Source organism: Sphingomonas sp. PP-CC-3A-396 (assembly GCF_004343105.1).
Taxonomy (GTDB): domain Bacteria; phylum Pseudomonadota; class Alphaproteobacteria; order Sphingomonadales; family Sphingomonadaceae; genus Sphingomonas.
On record NZ_SLYF01000002.1, the window covers coordinates 166,243 to 186,953 of the forward strand.

The window sequence follows — 20,711 nt, forward strand, 5'->3', positions numbered from 1 at the left end:
CGGTTTGTGACGAAAAAGTTAGAAACGTCCGCGGACTGATAGGAACCACTCCGGCCGAGGCCGGGGCCCAAGTGGAAAGGTTGCAGTAACGGAAGGCCGAACTCAGTTAGCAACGTTACCCAATTGGGCCCCGGCCTTCGCCGGGGTGGTATCGGGTAGAGCGAGCGGTGTTACTCGACCGCCACGATCACATGGCTCGCCTTGACCAAGGCCAGCGCGCGCGTGCCGATCTGTAGGTCGAGCGCGTCCGCACTCTCCTTGGTCAACGTTGCGGTCAGCGTCTTGCCGAGCGTGAGTTCGAGCGTCACTTCGCTGGAGATCGCGCCGTCCTCGCGCGCGATGACCGTCCCCGCCAGCGTGTTGCGCGCCGACGTCCGTAGGTTCTCGTCGCCCCGCGCCAGGATGACGAAGCTCGACTTGATCAGTGCCAGCGCGGTTGCGCCGGGCACCAGCCCGAGATCCTTCGCACTGCCGCGCGTGATCGTGGCGACGATCTCCACTCCCTCGGCGACGGCCAGCGTTACCTCGGCATCGATCGTTCCCGGCGTCACCTGCGATACGGTCCCCCGCAAGACGTTACGCGCGCTCGTCTTCATCCCGATTCCCCATAGCAAAGGCTTCAACGACAACCCGTTCGACACGCTCGCCTCGATCCGTGCCATCGCGCTGGCGAGCTCGGCTTCGGCGACCGCATAGCCATCGAGCACCGCCACGCCCGCCTCGGTGATCGGGCTCGCGCCGCCGTCCTTGCCGCCCGCTGCAGGGAGCACGAGCGGGCGGTCGAACAGGTTGTTCATGACCTGCACCGCGTCCCACGCCGCCTTGTAACTCAGTCCGACGACCTTGGCCGCGCTGGTGATAGAGCCGCCGTCGCGGATCGCGCGGAGCAGCGCAATCCGGTCGGCGCCGACGCGACCGGTCTGATCCTTGGCGAGCAGGATCGTGGCATGGAGGGCGGGGTCCGTCATCCGACCTCCATACTCACTGGCGAATGGGGAAGGTAAGCCCGATCGTGCGCGCGTGGCTCGGCGTGGCGAGGATGACGGCAGGTCAGGCGAGGAGCGCTACGATCTCCGCCGCGATCTCCGCGGGTAACCGCGACGCGCCGTCCGTCACGGTCGACACCGTCGCCCAGCGTCCGAGCAGACCGGCCTCGGCCATCGCCGCATAGTTGGTCCGCACGCGGTCCTGCAGTCCGGTATCCGCCTCGTACGCATCGAACGCATCGTCGGTGTAGGACCGCTTGCGCTTCTTGAGGATCAGCCCACGGGCGATGTCGGCGGGGGTGTCGAGATACACCGACAGGTCGGGCTTCGGCAGCGCGAACGAGCCCGTCTCGAGGTCGGCGATCCAGGTCATCATCGCGTCCGCCTCGTGCCGAGGAACCTGCGCCGCCTGATACGCCATGTTCGAGGCGATATAGCGATCGAACACCACCACCTCGTTCGCCGCCATCGTCGCCAGCAGGTGCTCGCGCGATTCCATACGATCGAGCGCATACAGCACCGCAGCCGCTTTCGGCGTCGTACCGCGCGGGAGCGTGCCCGCCAGCATCGCGCCGAGCGCCCAGCCGCCGACCGTTTCGGTATAGCGTGGGAACGACATGATTTCGGCGGTGCGGCCGGCGGCGCGTAGCTGCTCGACCACCAACGCCGAGGCGGTGGCCTTGCCCGCGCCGTCGGCGCCTTCGATTGCCATTAGGAAGCTCATAGGGGAGCCCTAGCAAGCCTTACCGGCTCACCAAAGCCTGCAAATCGATGAGGCCCCGCAGCAGCGACGTGCCGCCCGGCGACGCGATGTAGCGCGGCGTCCAGTTCGGGCGGAATTTCTCCTTGTACGCGCGCAGGCCAGCGAATCCGTAGAAGCGCTCGCCGTGGCGGAACAGGAACGCCGCCACCTTCGACCAGGTCGGCGACAGTCGCCGCGCCTCGATCCCCGACAGCGGCGCCATCCCGAGCGAGAAATGGCGATAGCCGTTCTCATGCCCCCACAGCATCAGCCGCGTGAACAGAAAGTCCATCCCGCCCTGTGGCATGTCCTTCGAATGGCGCATCAGGTCGACCGACAGCTCCTGCCTATTGGGCGTGCCCCAGACGTTGGCGAAGGCGACGACCTTGCCCTCGATCCGCACCACCGCGCAGTCGAACTTGGCCATATAGCCTGGCTCGAACCGGCCTACGCTGAAGCTTTTCTCGGCATGATCCTTGTCGGCCAGCCACCAGTCGGAGATCTGCTGCAACTCGGGGATGATCGCGGGCATCTCGGCGGCGGGGACGACCGCGAACTGCGCGCCCGCGCGTTCCGCGACCCGCGCCGCCTTACGGACGCTGCGCATCTCGGGAGTCTCCAGCGTGAAGCCCTCGAGTTCGATGGTTGCCTCTTCGCCGTATTTGACGAGCTTCAACCCCATCTCGATCGCGATCGGCACGATCCTGAGGCCGATCTGGTAGAGCAGCAGCCGGCCCTGTGCGGCATCGGCGCGCGCGCGGATCGCCCAGAGCAGTTCGGACCACGCCTCGCTTGGGCCGACCGGGTCACCAAGCACGATCCAGCTCGCGCCCTTGACCTGGTACATCAGGAACGCATCGCCGCTGTCCGATACCAGGAAGCGCTTGTCGCCGGTGAAGGCGAGCATCGCGTCGGTGCGGTCGGCGTGTGCGAGTGCTGCCTGAGCCACGTCGTCGGGCAGCGTGTCGTGGACGACCGGCACCGGCGCCGCCGCAAACATCCGCCAGATCGCCGCACCGATCAACAGGAGCCCGACCGCGAGACTGGTGCGCAGGAACCGCGACGCATTGGCATTGGTCTCGAACTGCCACCACAGGTCGCTCGAATAGCCGACCCGGCGGTACGCGAAGAACCCGATCAGCACCGACAGCCCGATCGCCGCGCCGACGCCGACCAGCCATTCGGGCGACAGCGGCTCGGCGGTCAGTCGCGTTCGCCGATAAAAGGCCGCGCGCGTCCATTGCAGCGCGACGGCGGTGAGCAGCAGGATCGTCGCCTCCTCGTAATCGAGGCCCTTGGCGATCGACAGCAGCGTGCCCGCGACGAGCAGGGTGCGCGCCGCCCAGAACGCACCGTCGAGCCGCCGGTACAGGCCAAGCGCAACGAACAGCAGCATCACCCCGACAAGGCTGGCAGCGACGTGCGCCATCTCGCTGATCGGCAGCGGCAGGATCGTCGCCAGCGTGTCCATCCGGCCGGGCGCGGCGGGCAGCGCACCTGACACGAGCAGCATCGCCCCGCTCAGGAACACCAGCACGCCGAGCAGCAGCGGCGCAAGCGGCAGCGCGATCGTCAGCGGATCGGTGCCGCGACCCTTGCCCCGATCCCGATTGCGCCATTGCCGCCCCTCGTGAAACGCCATCAGCATCGCCGCCAGGATCAGCGGCGCGACATAATAGATGATCCGGTAGGCGAGCAGCGCGGCGAGAACCGTGGCGTTGTCCTGCGGCATCGTCGCGATGATCACCGCCTCGAACACGCCGAGCCCGCCGGGGACATGGCTGATCAACGCGACGACGATCGCGACGGCATAGCCGAGGAACAGCACTGGATAGAGGTCTGGCGATGCGTTCGGCAGCAGCACGAACAACGCGGCGCTCGCCGCCGCGAGGTCGACGGTGGACACCAGCAGGAGGGCGATCGCCTGTCGCCAGTTCGGCAAGGGCAGCCGCCAGCCGAACAGTCCGAGCGCGCCGCCATGCCGATAGCGCAGGACGATCCCCAGCATCGCCAGCGGGATCGCGATCCCGATCGTCCGCTCAAGCAGCGGTGGCATCGTCCAGTGGACGATCGGCAGCATCCCCGGATGGATCGCCATCGACAGGCTCGCAACGGCGATCACTCCTGCCCAGAAGGTGACACCTGCAATCAGCACGACCCGAGCCACCGCCGCCTCGTCGAGACCGGCGCGGCTATAGACGCGGTAGCGCGCGGAGCCCCCGGTCAGCATCGCCAGACCGAGATTGTGGCTGATCGTGTAGCTGGTGAACGAAGCGACCGCCGCAGTGCGCCATCGCAAGGGGTGACCGATCACCTTCAGCGCGATGGTGTCGTAGAAGGTGAGCGCGATATAGCTGACGACGGTGAGCGCGATCGACGCGGACAATTCGGGCCAGCCGAGCGCCGCGAAGGCCGCGCGCACCTCAGAAAGACGGATCTCCGCGGTCAGCTTGTGGATCGCGGCGAAGCCCAGCACGGCGACGACCAGCACCGCAAGCGCGATCAGCGTGCCGCGACGATGCGCGATCCAGTCGCGGATACCGGTCATGTGCGTCAACCGCGGTGCCACGTCTGTGTCTTGCAGAAGAAGCCGCCGATCAGACAGCCCTTCACCGTGATCGTGTTCGTGTCGACCAGCTTCAGCGTCGATCCGAATGTGCGTCCCATGTCGGGGACGAAAATCTGCCCCGACCATGTGTCGCGTCCACTGGGGCGATACTCGCGGAGCAAGGCGGTACCGATCAGTTTCGGCGTGCCACCGTCGCGGGCATCGGCCTGCGCCTCGTCATTGGCGCGGACGACCCAGCCGCAGAGTTTGTCGCCACACGCGCCCGTCTTCACGGCCACGCTATTCTTCGGATTGTGCCAGATTCCCTCGACTGCAGACGCGGGAGCGGCAGACGGGGGAGCGGGAGACGCGGGGGCGGGAGACGGGGAAGCGGGGCTTCCCGCGATCATCGCGAGCGCCAACAGTGCAGCAACCATCAATCGATCCTCAAGCTGCGGAGACGAACCGCCATATCACGTCGTAGAGCGCATAGGCGTCGCGGTGAAGCGGATGCCCACCGGGCAGCGCGACGCGTCTTGCATTGGCCTGCGTTAACAGCGGGCAAAGACTATTCGTCTCGACGACGCCCTGGACGCACAGCAGAGGCGCCCAGGTGAGGTGGCGCGCAGTCGGCAGCGCCGGCGTGGTCGGCGTCCAGAGATCGAACACCTCGCTGGGCGAGGCGCGGAACTGGACGTTGTCCTCGGGCACGATCAGCGCGACGCGGGCGATTTTCGCGCGCAATGGCTGAGGGAGTCCGACCAGCCCGACATGGAGCATGTCTGCGCCGAACGACTGGCCGATCAGGATGACCTGGTCGGTATGGCCGAGCCGCAACGCGCGCTGTTCGGCACGCGCGATCAGCGTGGTGATGTCCGCGGGTGTCCGGGTTTTGCGTAGATAGGTCAGCGTGTTGACCGCGACCACCGGCACGCCGTCTGTGGCCAGCCGCCGCGCGATCTCCGGCGCCATGCCGATCTTCAGCCCGAGGTCGCCACTCAGCAACACGACCGCATAGCGGCGCTGGGCTTTGGTCGGCGTGATGTCGGCGAACACAGGTCCACCGAAATAGCCGAGCCAGGCCATGAAGCCGACTGCGGCGAGCCCGAATACGGCAAAAGCGAGCAAGGATCGGCGAAACCACATCATTTGCAACCGATTGCGCCCGACCGGATGATCGGCACGTGGAGCAGACATGACGTTTTCGTCACGCATTTTGGCCGTATCGCACTCTGTCCGCGCGCCAAAATGCCTGTTTGAGAAGCTCCACCCGGCGAAGGCAGGGGCCCAACTGGCAGGGTGGTCGTAACGGCGCGCCGCGCCTCGTTATTACCGTCCCCCAATTGGGCCCCGGCCTTCGCCGGGGTGGTAGGTTTCGGTGGAGCGTGAATTTCGCCGACGCGGTAGTTTGAAGGCGAGGCATTTGGACACGTTTTGGTCGTGGTCTCCCGCCTCACCCCGGATCGTGCGCGAGGCGCTCGTGATGGCGGATCACCTCGTCGATGATGAAGCGCAGGAATTTTTCCGAGAATTCGGGATCGAGTTGCGCGTCGGTCGCCAACTGCCGCAGCCGGGCGATCTGGCGTTCCTCGCGACCCGGATCGGCGGGCGGCAGGCCGTGCGTCGCCTTGTGGCGGCCGACCGCCTGCGTCACCTTGAAGCGCTCGGCGAGCATGTGGATCAGCGCCGCGTCGATATTGTCGATGCTCTGGCGGTATCCGTTCAGCAGTTCGTCAGCCACGCGAAGCACCCTTTCATTGGTTCGCCGCGCCTTTTGCGGGCGCGGACGACGAACGGCAAGGGGCACCAAGGGTTGCTTTGCCGGGGCATAGGCGGCAGAGGCTCGGGAAGATGAGCGCCACCGTCCACCGCCTCGAAACCGTACGTCCCAATCCCGAGTCCCAGCCGTCGCTGGACCCGATGGTCAAGCTCGTCTCGGGCGATATGGACCAGGTGAACGCGGTGATCCGCGGCCGGATGGAGTCCGAGATTCCGCTGATCCCCGAACTCGCCGGTCATCTGATCGCGGGCGGCGGCAAGCGGATGCGGCCGATGCTGACGCTCGCGAGTGCGCAGCTGATCGGCTATTCGGGGACGCAGCATCACCTGCTCGCCGCCGCGGTCGAGTTCATCCACACCGCGACCTTGCTCCACGACGACGTCGTCGACGGCTCGGACCTGCGTCGTGGCAAGCGCACCGCCAACATCATCTGGGGCAACCCCGCCAGCGTGCTGGTCGGCGATTTCCTGTTCAGCCGCAGCTTCGAACTGATGGTCGAGGCGGGCAGCCTCAAGGCGTTGAAGATCCTGTCGTCGACCAGCGCGGTGATCGCCGAGGGCGAGGTCAACCAGCTGACCGCCGCCCGCCGCGTCGAACTCGGCGAAGAGCGGTATCTCGACATCATCGGCGCGAAGACCGCCGCGCTGTTCGCCGCCGCCTGCCGGATTTCCGCGGTCGTCGCCGAACGCCCCGAAGCCGAAGAGGCCGCGCTCGATGCCTATGGCCGCAACCTCGGTATCGCCTTCCAGCTGGTCGACGATGCGATCGATTACGTCTCGGATGCGGACACGATGGGCAAGGACGCGGGCGACGATTTCCGCGAGGGGAAGATGACGCTTCCGGTGATCCTGGCCTATGCGCGCGGCTCGGCCGAGGATCGCGCGTTCTGGAAGGACGCGGTCGAGGGTCGCCGCGACAGTGACGCCGACCTCCAGCACGCGATCCGCCTGATCCGCTCGACCCGCGCGGTCGACGACACCTTTGCGAGAGCCCGGCATTACGGCCAGCGCGCGATCGACTCGATCGCCGGTTTTGCAAACGGCGACGCCAAGGATGCGATGATCAAAGCGGTCGAATTTGCGGTCGCCCGCGCCTACTAGACCCTTTCGTTCGCTCTGAGCGATGGTGCTTCGACTTCGCTCAGCACGAACGGCATATTTCGTAGATACAAAAACGGCGGCCGATCGCTCGGCCGCCGTTGTTTCTAGAACCGGTTAGGGCTCAGCGGCACTTCACGTTGCCGCGGTCGACCGAGCGGCCGAGCAGTGCGCCGCCACCGGCACCTGCCAGCGTGCCGAGCGTGCCGCCACCGATCAGGTTCGCCAGTGCGCCGCCGCCGAGTGCACCGATCACCAGACCGGTCGTGCCGTCGTTGCGCTTGCAATAAGCGCGACCATCGCGACCACGATAGATCCGGTCGTTACGGCCGAGGCGGCGCTCGCGGTACTTGCCGTCGCGGTAGCTGTTCGACGGATCCCAGTTGCGGTCGTCGCCACGCCAGTTGCGATCGCCACCGCGACGGTCGTCACGGTCGCGATGATCACGGTCGCGACGGTCGTTGTTGTCGCGGCGGTCATCGTACCGCTGGGCGGTCGCGGCGGTCGGCAGCATCGCCGGCGCTGCGACGGCGACCGACATCAACGCTGCTATAAGATGCTTTTTCATGAACTTTGCTCCTGATGCGTGACAGGGTAACCCGTGCCGCACCGGAAAAGTTCAAACCGCCAGACTCAGACGGTCGCCGCGTTCGCCATCGAGCAATCATGGCCGCTGCCCGTCTCGACCTGCAACGTCGCATGGCCGATCCCGAATGTGTCGTGGAGCATCGTCCGCGCATCGCTGAGGAACTGATCGCCTGGATGCCCGCCCGGCATGACCAGATGCGCGGTGAGGACGGGCTCGGTGGTGCTCATCGGCCAGATATGGAGATCGTGGATCTCGGTGACGCCGGGCAGGCCGCACAATGCCTCGTCGACATGATCGAACTCGATTCCCCGGGGGACGGCAGACAGCGACATCTCGACGGTCTCGCGGAGCAGGCCCCAGGTCTGCCAGAAAATGAGAATGGCGATGACGATGCTGACCGCCGGATCGATCCAGGTGAAGCCGGTACGCCAGATCACGATACCCGCGATCACCACGCCCGCCGAGACCAGCGCGTCGGCGGCCATGTGGAGATACGCGCCGCGGATGTTGACGTCGCCTTTGCGTCCGCGCGCGAACATCCAGGCGGTGATCGCGTTGACCGCGATGCCGACGCCGGCGACCATCGAGACGGTCAGGCCGGCGGTGGGGGCAGGATCGGAGAAACGCTGCGACGCCTCCAGCACGATCGCGCCGAGTGCGACCAGAAGTAGCAGCGCGTTGGTCAGCGCGGCGAGGATCGTCGAGCCCTTCAGCCCGTAGGTGAAGCGCTTGGTCGGCGCAGTGCGCGCCAGCATCGTCCCACCCCAGGCGACGACGAGCCCGAGCACGTCGGACAAATTGTGCCCGGCGTCGGCGAGCAGCGCGACCGAGTCGATCCGCAGACCGACGATCGCCTCGACCGCGACGAACACGATGTTGAGCCCGATCCCGATCGCGAACGCGCGGTCGAACGAGGCTGGGGCGTGGCTATGGCCGCCGTGGGAATGGCCTCCGCCGTGGCCCGCGTGCGCGTGGCCGTGATCGTGTGAATGCCCGTGATGATGTCCGCCCAAGGCCCGCGCTCCGCTAAATCCGGCCGCCGCCTAGCATCGAGGTATCATGAGATACTAGGACGCGCGCATTCTTAGTCGGTTGCGCCCTGTCCCCTCCCACTCCGTCACCCCGGCGGAGGCCGGGGCCCACCGTACCGCATACTTACCTGTTTCGGATGTGCGGAACAGTGGATGCCGGAACGAGGCTCCCGTGAGCGAAGCCGAAGGGCCCGGCACGGGGAAAGGATCACCCCTCGTTCGCGAGGGCCTTCAACCGATAGAGCGCCTCCAGCGCATCGCGCGGACTCATCGCATCGATATCGAGTTTCGCCAGATCCTCGCGCAACACATCGCACGCCACCTCTTCGACCTGCGCCGCCGCCGCGAACAACGGCAAGTCGTCCAGCCCCGCCGCGATCCCGCCAGTCTTCGCGCGTCCGGCCTCGAGCTTCGCCAGCACGGCTTTCGCACGCGCCACCGTCACCGGCGACATCCCCGCCAACCGCGCGACGGCCAGTCCGTAACTACGATCCGCCGGGCCGTCGGCGAGTTCGTGGAGCAGCACCAGCTCGCCCTTCCACTCGCGCGCGCGGACGTGGTGCAGCGACAGCGCCTCGCAGCGCTCCGCCAACCGCGTCAGCTCGTGGTAATGCGTCGCGAACAGGCAGCGGCAGCGATTGTCCTCATGGATCGCCTCGACCACCGCCCAAGCGATCGCGAGGCCGTCATAGGTGGAAGTGCCGCGGCCGACCTCATCAAGGATCACGAACGACCGCGGCGTCGCCTGCGCGAGGATCGCCGCGGTCTCGACCATCTCGACCATGAACGTGGAGCGGCCGCGCGCAAGGTTGTCCGACGCACCGACGCGGCTGAACAGGCGGTCGACCAGCCCCAGGGTGGCCTTGGTCGCGGGCACGTACGAACCGGCCTGCGCGAGGACGGCGATCAGCGCATTCTGGCGGAGGAAGGTCGACTTACCGCCCATGTTTGGGCCGGTGACGAGCCACAGTCGCGAACTCTCCGACAGATTGCAGTCGTTGGCGACGAACCGGTCGCCCGACTTCGCCACGGCCGCCTCGACCACCGGATGCCGGCCGCCCTCGATCTCGAAACACGCGTGATCGACCAGCGACGGCCGCGCCCAGGCGCCTTCTGCGGCGCGCTCCGCCAGCCCCCCCGCGACGTCGAGCCGTGCAAGCGCATCTGCGGTCGCCGCAATCGCCTCGCGCCCGGCCAGAGCCTGCGCGGTCAGTTCCTCGAGATGCGCCGCCTCCGCCGCCAGTGCATGCGCGCCGGCCTGCGACACCTTCGCCGCGACTTCGTGCAGCGCAGGGGTATTGAAGCGGACCACGCCCGCGAGAGTCTGCCGATGCGTGAAACCGCTCTCGGGCTTCATCAAAGGATCCGCCGCCCGCGCCGGCACCTCGACATGATAGCCCAGCACGCCGTTATGCCGGATCTTCAGCGCGGTGACGCCGGTCGCGGTGCGGAACTCCGCCTCCAGCGCGGCGATCGCCCGCCGCCCGCCAGCGCCCGCATCGCGCAGGTCGTCGAGCGCCGCGTCATAGCCCGCCGCGATATACCCGCCGTCCGATGCCTCGATCGATGGCGACGGCACCAGCGCGCGCTTGAGCAGGTCGATCAGCGCGCCGTGTCCACGCAATCTTGGCGCGATGTCCCGGAGCAGCACCGGCGGGTCGACGATCGCATCCATCCGCTCGCCAAGGCTCCACGCCCCGTCCAGCCCGTCGCGCAACTGCCCCAGATCGCGTGGGCCGCCACGTCCTGCCGCCAGCCGCCCGAGCGCGCGGCCGATGTCCGGCAGTGCGCGCAAGGTCGAGCGCAACCGCTCGCGCGCCGCCTGGTCGTCGTGGAACAGCCGCACCAAGTCGAGCCGCGCGTCGATCGCCGCCTTGTCCATCAATGGCGCACCGAGGTCCGCGCCGAGCAACCGCGCGCCGGCGCCCGTCACGGTCCGGTCGACCGAGTCGAGCAGACTGCCCTTCCGAACGCCGCCGGTGGTGCAGGTCAGCTCCAGGCTCTCGCGCGTGGCGGCGTCGATCGCCATCGTCTCCGCCGCTCGGCCGATCCGCGGGGGGCGGAGGAAGGGCATCGCGCCCTTCGCATTATGCTCCAGATACGCGACCAGCCCTCCGGCTGCAGCCAGCCCCGCGCGCCCGAACTGCCCGAAGCCGTCGAGCGTCGCCACGCCGTATACCCGCTTCAGCCGCGCCTCGCCCGCGCCGCTGTCGAAGTCGATCTTCGGTCGCAGCGTGGTAGCCGCCTCCTCGAAGGCGCTAGCCTCCGAAGCCACCACTTCCGCCGCACCGAGCCGCGCGAGTTCCGCCTCGACCGCGTCGCCCGCAACCTCGATGATCTCGAACCGCCCGGTCGAAACGTCCGCCGCGGCGATCGCCACAGATCCGCCAGCCTCGCCGATCGCCACGCACCAATTGTCGCTCCGAGCGTCGAGCAATGCCTCCTCGGTCAGCGTTCCCGCCGTCACCACCCGCACGATCGCCCGCGCGACGAGCGCCTTCGATCCGCCGCGCGCCTTCGCCTCTGCCGGGCTTTCGACCTGCTCGGCGATCGCCACCCGGTGCCCCGCCTTGATCAGGCGTTGGAGGTACACCGTCGCCGCGTGCACGGGTACGCCGCACATCGGGATCGGCTTGCCCTCATGTTCGCCGCGCGCGGTCAGCGCGATGTCGAGCACCCCCGCCGCGATCCGCGCATCGTCCATGAACAGTTCGAAGAAATCGCCCATCCGGTAGAACAGCAAGCAATCCTGCGCCTCCGCCTTCAGGCCGAGATACTGCGTCATCATGGGGGTAGGGGCGGGGTGCGACATCACGGTGCGGGTAGCGAAAAGCCACGCCCCGTAAAACCCCTCTCCCCTCGGGGAGAGGGAGGGACCCGCGCGCAGCGTGGGAGGGTGAGGGGGAGTGAGGCTCGGGTCCGCACCCCAACCACCCCTCATCCGGCGCAGGCGCGCCACCTTGTCCCCGAGGGGGAGAAGGAGTTGTTACTGCCTCCGCACCATCACCACCCCGGCGGAGGCCGGGGCCCAGTTGGAAAGGTCGGAGTAACGATGGACCACCCTTCGCTAAGTCCGTCCCCCAACTGGGCCCCGGCCTTCGCCGGGGTGGTGCAGTTTTCGCGACGGTACCGGCATGGGCGAAGTGTCCGGGGTGACGAACGGCGACCACCTGCCTAGAAGGTCTTCCAAACCTAACGACCGCGCGAGGCCCCGCCCATGTCCGACGAAACGCTGCAATTCTCCGAACGCGAAGCCTTGCTCTTCCATTCGGAAGGCCGTCCGGGAAAGATCGAGATCATCGCGTCGAAGCCGATGGCGACGCAGCGCGATCTCGCGCTCGCGTACTCGCCCGGCGTCGCGGTGCCGGTGCAGGCGATCTACGACGATCCCGCGACCGTCTATGACTATACCGCGAAGGGTAACCTCGTCGCGGTGATCTCGAACGGCACCGCGATCCTCGGCATGGGCAATCTCGGGCCGCTCGCGAGCAAGCCGGTGATGGAAGGCAAGGCGGTGCTCTTCAAGCGCTTCGCCGACGTCGACGCGATCGACATCGAGCTGAAGACCGAGGACGTGAACCGCTTTATCGACGCGGTCGAGCTGATGGAGCCGACCTTCGGCGGGATCAACCTCGAGGACATCAAGGCGCCCGAATGCTTCATCATCGAGCAGGCCCTGCGCGAGCGGATGAACATCCCCGTTTTCCATGACGACCAGCATGGCACTGCGATCATCACCGCCGCCGGGCTGATCAACGCGTGCCTGCTGACCGGGCGCAAACTCTCCGAGGTCAAGATCGTCGTCAACGGCGCGGGCGCGGCGGCGATCGCCTGCACCGAACTCGTCAAGGCGATGGGCGTGCGCGGCGACAACGTCATCCTGTGCGATCGCAAGGGCGTGATCTACCAGGGCCGCGAGGGCGTCGACCAGTGGAAGTCGGCACATGCCGCAGTGACCGAAACGCGCACGCTGACCGAGGCGCTGGTCGGCGCCGACGTGTTCCTCGGCCTCTCCGCGGCGGGCTCGCTGACGCCGGAGATGGTCAAGGACATGGCCCCCGCGCCGATCATCTTCGCGATGGCCAACCCCGAGCCGGAGATTCGCCCCGAACTCGCGATGGCCGCGCGCCCCGATGCGATCGTCGCGACCGGCCGCTCGGATTATCCGAACCAGGTCAACAACGTGCTCGGCTTCCCGTTCATCTTTCGCGGTGCATTGGACGTCCGCGCGACCGGCATCAACGACGCGATGAAGATCGCTGCGGCCAACGCGATTGCGGAGTTGGCACGCGAACGCGTACCTGAGGAAGTCGCGGCCGCGTACGGCGTCAGCCATAGCTTTGGTCCGGCGTACATCATCCCGGCACCGTTCGATCCGCGCCTGATGGAAGTCGTCCCCGTCGCGGTCGCCAAGGCGGCGATGGCCTCGGGCGTTGCGACCAAGCCGATCCTCGATATCGAAGCGTATCGCCATTCGTTGCGCGCGCGCCTCAACCCGACCACCTCGGTCCTGTCGATGGCGTACGAAGGCGCGCGCGCGCATCCCAAGCGCGTGATCTTCGCTGAGGGCGAGGAGGAAGTCGTGCTGCGCGCGGCGATCGCGTTCAAGGAAGGCGGCTACGGCACGCCGGTGCTGGTCGGCCGCGACGACGTGCCCGACCGGTTGCGCGCGCTCGGCGTCACCGATCCGGAGAGCTTCGAGCTCCACAACAGCCGCGTCTCGCCGCTCGTGCCGCGGATGGTCGACTTCCTGTATTCGCGGCTCCAGCGTCGCGGGTATCTGCGCCGCGATTGCGAACGGATGGTCAACCAGGACCGCAACATTTTCGGCGCGCTGCTGCTCCAGCTCGGCGAAGGCGACGCGATGATCACCGGCATCACCCGCACCTACGGCGAGACGATGCGCCAGATTTATCGCGTGATCGATCCCGCCGCGGGGAAGACGCCGTTCGGCATCCATCTGCTCGTCGGCCAGAGCCACACGGTGTTCATCGCCGATACCACGGTCAACGAGCGTCCGACCGCCGAGCAGCTGGCCGACTTCGCCGAGCAGACTGCGGCGGTCGCGCGTCGCATGGGGCATGAGCCTCGCGTGGCGTTCCTGAGTTATTCGAACTTCGGTAATCCGAAGGGGGAGTGGCTCGACAATATCCGTGACGCGGTGACGGTGCTGGATGGCCGGAAGGTCGGGTTCGAGTATGAGGGCGAGATGGCGCCGGATGTTGCGCTGAATCCGAAGCAGCTCGCAAACTACCCGTTCGCGCGGCTTTCCGGCCCGGCGAACGTCCTGATCATGCCGGGGCTCCAGTCGGCGCATATCTCGGCAAAGTTGCTGCGCGAACTCGGCGGCGACTCGGTCATCGGCCCGATGCTGATCGGGATGGAAAAGCCTGTGCAGGTCGCGCCGATGACGTCGACCGCCAGCGAACTGGTAACCCTGGCAGTGCTCGCGGCAGGCGGCATCGCGCGTTAAACTCCCTCGCCCCTACGGGGAGAGGGAAGGGGCCCGCGGCACTTGCCGTGGGAAGGGAGAGGGGCGTGAGGCTCGGGACGGTTCGTCCCAAAGCCCCTCTCCCTTCCGCAGCCAAGCGGCTGCTCCCTCCCTCTCCCCGGAGGGGCGAGGGAATTAGCTCAGGCGTCGATGCTCGTCCCCAGCGACGCGTGCACCAAGCCGCCATCTACCGTAATCGTCTCCCCAATCACATAATCCCCCGCGCGGCTGGCCAGGTAAATCGCCGCCCCAGCCATATCTTCGTCCACCCCAACCCGCTTCGCCGGGATCCCCTGCGCCACCGCGTCCCCATGATCGCGCGCCGCCTTGTTCATGTCGCTCGCGAACGCCCCCGGCGCGATCGAGGTCACGTTGATCGAGTCCGTCACCAGCCGCGCCGCCATCCGCTTGGTTAGATAAATCAGCGCCGACTTCGACGCATGATAGCTGTACGTCTCCCACGGGTTCAGCCGCTGGCCGTCGATCGACGTGATGTTGATCACCTTCGCCGGCTTCTCGCGCGAGCCCGACGCCTTCAACGCCGCATGCAGCGCCTGCGTCAGGAAGAACGGCGACTTCACGTTCAGGTCCATGACCTTGTCCCAGCCGACCTCGGAAAATTCCTCGAACGGCACGCCCCACGCCGCCCCCGCATTGTTCACGAGGATATCGAGCTTCGACTCATGCTCGGCGAACTGAGCGGCGAGCGCCTTGCACCCCGCCACGGTCGAGACGTCCTGCGGCAACGCGATGCAGTTCGGCCCGAGTTCCGCCGCAGCCGCCTCGCACACATCGGTCTTGCGCGACGAGATATACACCTTCGCCCCCTGCGCGATGAAGCCGGCGGCGATCATCTTGCCGATCCCGCGGCTGCCGCCGGTGATCAGCGCGACGCGGCCGTCGAGCCGGAACAGGTTGGTCGTATCCATCACGCATCCTCCGAATGTTTGCCCGCTTGGTATCGCCGAGCGCCGCCCGCCGCAAACCCGTTTTTCGAACCAGCCATCATTGACGAGTGCAAAGCCCGTACTATGCTCGCCAAAAACTAGGAGAGAGCGTGTGAGGTTTTCAGGCAAGCGTGCCGTCGTGACCGGCGGTGCGTCCGGCATCGGCCGGGCGACCGCACTCCGACTCGCTGACGAAGGCGCCACCGTCCTGATCGGCGACATCGACGAGGCAGGCGGCCACGCGATCGCCGACGCGTCCGGCGGCCGTATCCTGTTCCAGCGTACCGACGTGCTTCAGGCGGGCGATATCGAGGCGCTGATGCAGACCGCCGACGACGCAGGCGGGCTCGATATCCTGTTCAACAACGCCGGCGCAGGCGGCTCGCGCGACCCGATCGGCGAGATTTCGCCTGAGGACTGGGACCGCACCCAGGCACTCCTCCTCCGCTCGGTCGCGCTCGGCATCCGCTACGCAGCACCGCGGATGGCCAAGCGAGGCGGCGGCGCGATCGTCAACACCTCGTCGGTGTCCGCGCTAGGCACCGGCTACGCGCCGACCGCCTATTCCACCGCCAAGGCCGGCGTGCTCCACCTCACCAAGCAGGCCGCCGCCGATCTCGCGCAGCACAAGATCCGCGTGAACGCGGTCGTGCCCGGCTTCATCGTCACCAACATCTTCACGCGCACGCTCGAACTCGACGCCGCCAAGACGTCGCAGGCCGACGCGATGATCGCGCATATCGCCGCCGACGCACAGCCGATCCGCCGCCCCGGCACCAGCGAGGACATCGCCGCCGCGGTCGCGTTCCTTGCCAGCGACGACGCGAGCTTCATCACCGGCACGCACATCCTCGTCGATGGCGGCATGACGATCGGCACGCGGCCAAGCTGGGACCCCGCGCAACCTTCGCTGTTCGCGCTGCTCGACAAACTGAAGTGACGGCACCCGCCCGCCGCCTCTCCAACGGCACGATGGCGAGCTACGGCTTCGGCGCGGTCGCGTACGGGGTGAAGGACGCCGGGTTCGGTACGTTCCTGCTGCTGTTCTACAACCAGGTGGTGGGGCTGCCGTCCGCCACCGTCGGCCTCGTCATCATGATGGCGCTGCTGATCGATGCGTTCGTCGATCCGGCGGTGGGCTTCTTCTCCGATCGTACGCGGACGAAATGGGGCCGGCGGCATCCGTGGATGTACGCGTCCGCGCTACCCATCATGATCGGATGGCTGCTGCTCTGGAATCCGCCCGCGATCATGTCAGAGCCGCAGACGCTGATCTGGCTGTTCGTCATGGCGGTGATCGTGCGCAGCGCGGTGAGTTGCTACGAGGTGCCGTCGGTCGCGCTGACCCCCGAACTCACGTCGGGCTATGACGAGCGGACGCGGATCATGGCATATCGCTACCTGTTCGGCTGGGTCGGCGGGCTGCTGATGCTGTTGTCGGCGTACCAGTATTTTCTTGCACCGACCGCGGCGTTCCCGAACGGCCTGCTCAACCGTGCCGGCTATGGCGGCTTCGCATTGGCGGGGGCGCTGTTCATCGGCGTCGCGATCCTCGTTTCCGCGCTCGGCACGCACCATGAGATCAAACATCTACCCAACCCGCCGATCGTCAAGCAGACCCTGCGCGAGTCCTTCGCCGAACTGCGCCAGACCGTGAAGAACCGCGCGTTCGCGATCCTGATGGCGGCGGGCGTGTGCGCGTACACGATCCAGGGCATCAGCTATGCGATGTCGAACTACCTCTACACCTATGTGTGGGGCTTCAAGGGGCCGGTGTTCGTCTATCTGACGATCGCGCTGTTCTCGGGCGTGTTCCTCGCGTTCCTCGCCGCGCCCCGGCTCGGCAGGACGGGGAGCAAACCCAAGGCGGCGATGGGCGCGGTGCTGCTCGGCGCGGCGCTCAACACGTCGCCGTACTGGCTGCGGATGCTCGGCGTGTTTCCGGAGGTCGGCGATCCATCGCTGCTGCCGATGCTGTTCGGGTTCTTCATCCTCGGCACTGCGTCGAACGTCACCGGGTTCATCCTCGGCGCCTCGATGATGGCCGACGTGGTCGAGGATTCGGAGGCGAAGACGGGGCGGCGATCGGAAGGGGTGTTCTTCGCGGGGTCGTTCTTCGTCCAGAAATGCACCAGCGGGATCGGGATATTCTTCGCGGGGATGATTCTCGCGGTGGCGGGGTTCCCGGCCAAGGCTATGCCGGGGACGGTCCCGGTGGGAACGATCGACCGGCTGACGTTGATCTACGCCGGCCTTTATATCGTGCTGGCGTGCGTCTCTGCGTTCTTCTTCTCGCGCTTTCCATTCGGGCGGGTGGAGCATGAGGCGCGGTTGGCGCGACTGGCAACGACATCGGCGCAATTTCCTCCGTCATCCTGACGAAAGTCAGGATCCAGAGTGACGAACGGCTGTCCTTTACGGCTCTGGATCCTGACTTTCGTCAGGATGACGGGATTTGTTTGGTGCAGCCTGTAAACGCGCCCGCCGTAATCAGGTCCCTTCCAGCGCCAGAGACACCACGGTAGGACCGAGGCCTGGCCTTCCCGATATCGAGGAACGGCGACATCGGAGTTCCCATGCGCATCCCCGCACTAGCCACCGCCCTGACGCTCGTCCTCGCATCCCCCGCCGTCGCGCAGACGATCGCCCCCGTCCTCACCACCCCCGACGCGCACGACCCGCATAGCTATGCCCGCCCCGCCGAGGCGCGCGTCACGCATGTCGCGCTCGATCTCGCCGCCGACTTCGACACGCACGTCATCCGCGGGATCGCCACGCTCGACATCCTGGCGAAACCGGGCGCGAAACTTGTGCTCGACGACAACGGGCTGAAGATCGTCAACATCACCGACGCGACCGGCAAGCCGCTCCCCTATCAGGTCGGCGCGGTCGACAAGATCCACGGCGCGCCGCTGACGGTCACGCTTAACGGCGCCAGGAAAATCCGCATCGCCTACGCCTCGTCGCCTGACGCGAAGGCGCTGCAGTGGCTGACCCCTGCGCAGACCGCGGGCAAGACGCAGCCCTTCCTGTTCAGCCAGGGCGAGGCGATCCTCAACCGCAGCTGGATTCCGACACAGGATTCCCCCGGCATCCGCCAGACCTGGGAGGCCAAGATCGCCGTCCCCAAGCAACTCACCGCGGTGATGAGCGGGCTCGCGACCGGCAAGCCGACCTGCGTCGCGGATCGCTGCACGTTCCAGTACAAGATGGACAAGCCCGTCGCGCCGTACCTGATCGCGCTCGCGGTCGGCGACATCGCGTTCAAGTCGACCGGGCCGCGCACCGGGATCTGGGCCGAACCCGCGACCCTGCCCAAGGCCGCGTATGAATTCGGCGAGCTCGAGAAGTTCGTCGCCGCCGCTGAAGGGCTGTACGGCCCGTATCGCTGGGGCCGCTACGACGTGCTGGTCCTGCCGCCGTCGTTCCCGTTCGGCGGCATGGAGAACCCGACGCTCACCTTCGCCACGCCGACCGCGATCGCCGGCGACCGCAGCCTCGTCTCGCTGATCGCGCACGAACTCGCGCACAGCTGGTCGGGCAATCTCGTGACGAACGCGACGTGGGACGATTTCTGGCTCAACGAAGGCTTCACCAGCTATTTCGAGAACCGGATCATGGAGGCGCTCTACGGCAAGCGCCGCGCCGACATGGAGGCCGACCTCGCCTGGACCGACATGCTCGCCGCGGTGAAGGACGCCGGTGGCCCCGCCGCGAAGGATACGCAGCTCCACCTCGATCTCGACGCGTCGCGCGATCCCGACGACGGCATGACTCAGATCGCTTACGACAAGGGCGCAGCCTTCCTCCGCACGATCGAGAAGCAGGTCGGCCGTGCGCGGTGGGACGCGTATTTGCGCAGCTATTTCGACCGCCACGCCTTCCAACCGCAGACCAGCGCCGGCTTCCTCGCCGACCTCAAATCGAAGCTGCTCACCCCCGCCGAAGCCAAGACGATCGGCGTCGATGCCTGGGTCTACCAACCCGGTATCCCGGCGAACGCGGTGCATGTGACGTCCGCGGCGTTCCCCGCGGTCGACGCGGCGGCAAAGGCGTATGCGGCTGGCGGTCCCGTCTCGGGCGTGCCCGGCAAGGCTACAACGCAGGAGATCACGCGCTTCATCACGCAATTGCCGCGCAAACTCCCGATCGAGCGGTTGAAGACGCTCGATACCGCGTTCGGCTGGAACACGACGGGCAACGCCGAGATTCGTTTCGCCTGGCTGCAACTCGCGCTCGCCAATCACTATGAGCCGGCCGATGCCTCGGCCGAGCAGTTCCTGACGTCGCAGGGCCGGCGGAAATTCGTCGCGCCGCTGTTCCAGCAGATGATGGACTCGGGCGACTGGGGCCACAAGCTGGCGATGGACATCTACGGCAAGGCGCGGCCGGGCTATCACGCGGTCACGCAGGTCACCGTGGACCGCATAACCGGTTGGAAACTCATGAACTGAGCCGCCCTGAGCGCCCATTCGGGGCGTTGGTCGGCGCGGTAACACGCTTCGTCGGATATGGTTCCCGCACGGGTTCCAATTAAATCGAACCTCCCGTAGCCAGAATGCGACAAACGGGTTTTGGCCGGGGGGTCTCGATGAATTTCAAGGCGTTAGCAGCGCGTTTTGCGCTGGTGGTATCGTGCGGCCTGATGACGGCCACCCCTGCTGCGGCTCAGTTCTGGCAGTGCGTGACGTTCGCTCGCTCGGTTTCGGGGATCGAAATCCGCGGCAACGCCAACACCTGGTGGAGCCAGGCCGAGGGTCGCTACGAGCGTGGCCACACCCCGAAGGCCGGGTCGGTCCTCGCCTTCTCGCCGACCTCGCGGATGCGCGTCGGCCATGTCGCAATGGTCTCGAAGGTCGTCAGCGACCGCGAAGTCCTCCTTACGCATGCCAACTGGTCGCGCCCCGGCGCGATCGAGACCAACGTCCGCGCAGTCGACGTTTCTGCCGCTGGCGATTGGAGCATGGTCAAGGTGTGGTACGGCCCGCAGGGCGACCTCGGCACCTCGGCCTATCCGACCAAGGGCTTCATCTATTCGGGCCACGCGCCTGCTGGCGATACGCTTGATGCGCCGGTGCAGCGTTCGTTCCAGATGGCGAGTGCGAACCACACCGTGTCTGCAACGCAGCGCGCCAATGCCGCTCAGCTTGCGACGATCCAGCACGGCCCGACCGATCCGCGCGGGATCTTCACGCTGGTGAACGAGGCGAACTGAGGTTCTTACCTCCGCGTGATGCCTGACGTTCGCGACAGTCCACGTTCTACACTCGAAGTCCCGCTGCCGATCACACTTCAACGGTTCAGCGCGCCAACCTTATCCTAACGACACCACCCCGGCGAAGGCCGGGGCCCAGTTGGAAAGGTCGCGGTAACAGACCGCTACCTCCATTAGCGACGTCCCCCAACTGGACCCCGGCCTTGCCGGGGCGGCGCTTTAGGGCAGATCACTGCTCTGCTTAGCTTCTTGTTCTTCCGCGAAGGCGGGAGCCCAGTCTGGACC

16 protein-coding genes are annotated in these 20,711 nt (G+C 66.7%); 6 read left to right on the forward strand and 10 right to left on the reverse strand.

Annotated elements, in window-relative coordinates; translation table 11 throughout:
* Nucleotides 1-170 precede the first annotated feature (170 nt).
* The 6 genes from C8J40_RS04425 to C8J40_RS04450 form a co-directional block, all read right to left on the reverse strand.
* Entirely contained in the window at nt 171-968 is a 798-nt protein-coding gene (locus C8J40_RS04425; RefSeq protein WP_132895977.1) for a TOBE domain-containing protein, read from the reverse strand.
* An 82-nt stretch (nt 969-1,050) separates the two neighbouring features.
* Complete coding sequence (locus tag C8J40_RS04430) at nt 1,051-1,710, reverse strand: thymidylate kinase (RefSeq protein WP_132895978.1); 660 nt, start codon at nt 1,708-1,710, stop codon at nt 1,051-1,053.
* A 19-nt stretch (nt 1,711-1,729) separates the two neighbouring features.
* Entirely contained in the window at nt 1,730-4,297 is a 2,568-nt protein-coding gene (mprF, locus tag C8J40_RS04435) for a bifunctional lysylphosphatidylglycerol flippase/synthetase MprF (RefSeq protein WP_347812455.1), read from the reverse strand.
* Complete coding sequence (locus C8J40_RS04440) at nt 4,282-4,575, reverse strand: DUF2147 domain-containing protein (protein ID WP_243643278.1); 294 nt, start codon at nt 4,573-4,575, stop codon at nt 4,282-4,284. Before C8J40_RS04440 ends, mprF begins: the two co-directional genes overlap by 16 nt.
* A 148-nt stretch (nt 4,576-4,723) precedes the next feature.
* The gene (locus C8J40_RS04445) at nt 4,724-5,491 is read right to left on the reverse strand and encodes an AcvB/VirJ family lysyl-phosphatidylglycerol hydrolase (RefSeq protein ID WP_132895979.1); all 768 of its coding nucleotides are present in this window, start codon (nt 5,489-5,491) and stop codon (nt 4,724-4,726) included.
* A 238-nt stretch (nt 5,492-5,729) separates the two neighbouring features.
* Entirely contained in the window at nt 5,730-6,017 is a 288-nt protein-coding gene (locus tag C8J40_RS04450) for a chorismate mutase (RefSeq protein ID WP_132737208.1), read from the reverse strand.
* Nucleotides 6,018-6,127: 110 nt separating this feature from the next.
* On the opposite strand from C8J40_RS04450, the gene C8J40_RS04455 reads away from it, so the two are divergent.
* Nucleotides 6,128-7,156 (forward strand): polyprenyl synthetase family protein, encoded by a 1,029-nt coding sequence (locus C8J40_RS04455; RefSeq protein WP_132895980.1) that lies wholly within the window; start codon nt 6,128-6,130, stop codon nt 7,154-7,156.
* 121 nt (nt 7,157-7,277) lie between these two features.
* Here C8J40_RS04455 and C8J40_RS04460 read toward each other — a convergent pair whose 3' ends face one another.
* The 3 genes from C8J40_RS04460 to mutS form a co-directional block, all read right to left on the reverse strand.
* Nucleotides 7,278-7,721 carry a hypothetical protein gene (locus C8J40_RS04460; protein ID WP_165911364.1) on the reverse strand — a complete coding sequence of 148 codons (444 nt, stop codon included), beginning with the start codon at nt 7,719-7,721 and terminating at the stop codon, nt 7,278-7,280.
* A gap of 65 nt (nt 7,722-7,786) precedes the next feature.
* Complete coding sequence (locus C8J40_RS04465; RefSeq protein ID WP_132895981.1) at nt 7,787-8,755, reverse strand: cation diffusion facilitator family transporter; 969 nt, start codon at nt 8,753-8,755, stop codon at nt 7,787-7,789.
* Nucleotides 8,756-8,981: 226 nt separating this feature from the next.
* On the reverse strand, nt 8,982-11,561 hold the full coding sequence (gene mutS, locus C8J40_RS04470; protein ID WP_132895982.1) for a DNA mismatch repair protein MutS: 2,580 nt from the start codon (nt 11,559-11,561) through the stop codon (nt 8,982-8,984).
* 429 nt (nt 11,562-11,990) lie between these two features.
* On the opposite strand from mutS, the gene C8J40_RS04475 reads away from it, so the two are divergent.
* Nucleotides 11,991-14,246, forward strand: coding sequence for an NADP-dependent malic enzyme (locus C8J40_RS04475; protein ID WP_056052149.1), 2,256 nt, complete (start codon nt 11,991-11,993; stop codon nt 14,244-14,246).
* A 158-nt stretch (nt 14,247-14,404) separates the two neighbouring features.
* Here C8J40_RS04475 and C8J40_RS04480 read toward each other — a convergent pair whose 3' ends face one another.
* Nucleotides 14,405-15,193: an SDR family oxidoreductase gene (locus C8J40_RS04480; RefSeq protein ID WP_132895983.1), complete on the reverse strand. Its 789-nt coding sequence runs from the start codon at nt 15,191-15,193 to the stop codon at nt 14,405-14,407.
* 130 nt (nt 15,194-15,323) lie between these two features.
* On the opposite strand from C8J40_RS04480, the gene C8J40_RS04485 reads away from it, so the two are divergent.
* The 4 genes from C8J40_RS04485 to C8J40_RS04500 all read left to right on the forward strand — a co-directional run bounded on the left by C8J40_RS04485 (nt 15,324) and on the right by C8J40_RS04500 (nt 20,426).
* Nucleotides 15,324-16,151 carry an SDR family NAD(P)-dependent oxidoreductase gene (locus C8J40_RS04485; RefSeq protein ID WP_132895984.1) on the forward strand — a complete coding sequence of 276 codons (828 nt, stop codon included), beginning with the start codon at nt 15,324-15,326 and terminating at the stop codon, nt 16,149-16,151.
* Nucleotides 16,148-17,590: an MFS transporter gene (locus tag C8J40_RS04490; protein WP_347812456.1), complete on the forward strand. Its 1,443-nt coding sequence runs from the start codon at nt 16,148-16,150 to the stop codon at nt 17,588-17,590. The genes C8J40_RS04485 and C8J40_RS04490 overlap by 4 nt, the downstream gene beginning before the upstream one ends.
* Nucleotides 17,591-17,787: 197 nt before the next feature.
* Entirely contained in the window at nt 17,788-19,665 is a 1,878-nt protein-coding gene (locus C8J40_RS04495) for a M1 family metallopeptidase (protein WP_132895985.1), read from the forward strand.
* Nucleotides 19,666-19,802: 137 nt separating this feature from the next.
* Complete coding sequence (locus tag C8J40_RS04500) at nt 19,803-20,426, forward strand: CHAP domain-containing protein (protein WP_132895986.1); 624 nt, start codon at nt 19,803-19,805, stop codon at nt 20,424-20,426.
* Nucleotides 20,427-20,711: the final 285 nt, after the last annotated feature.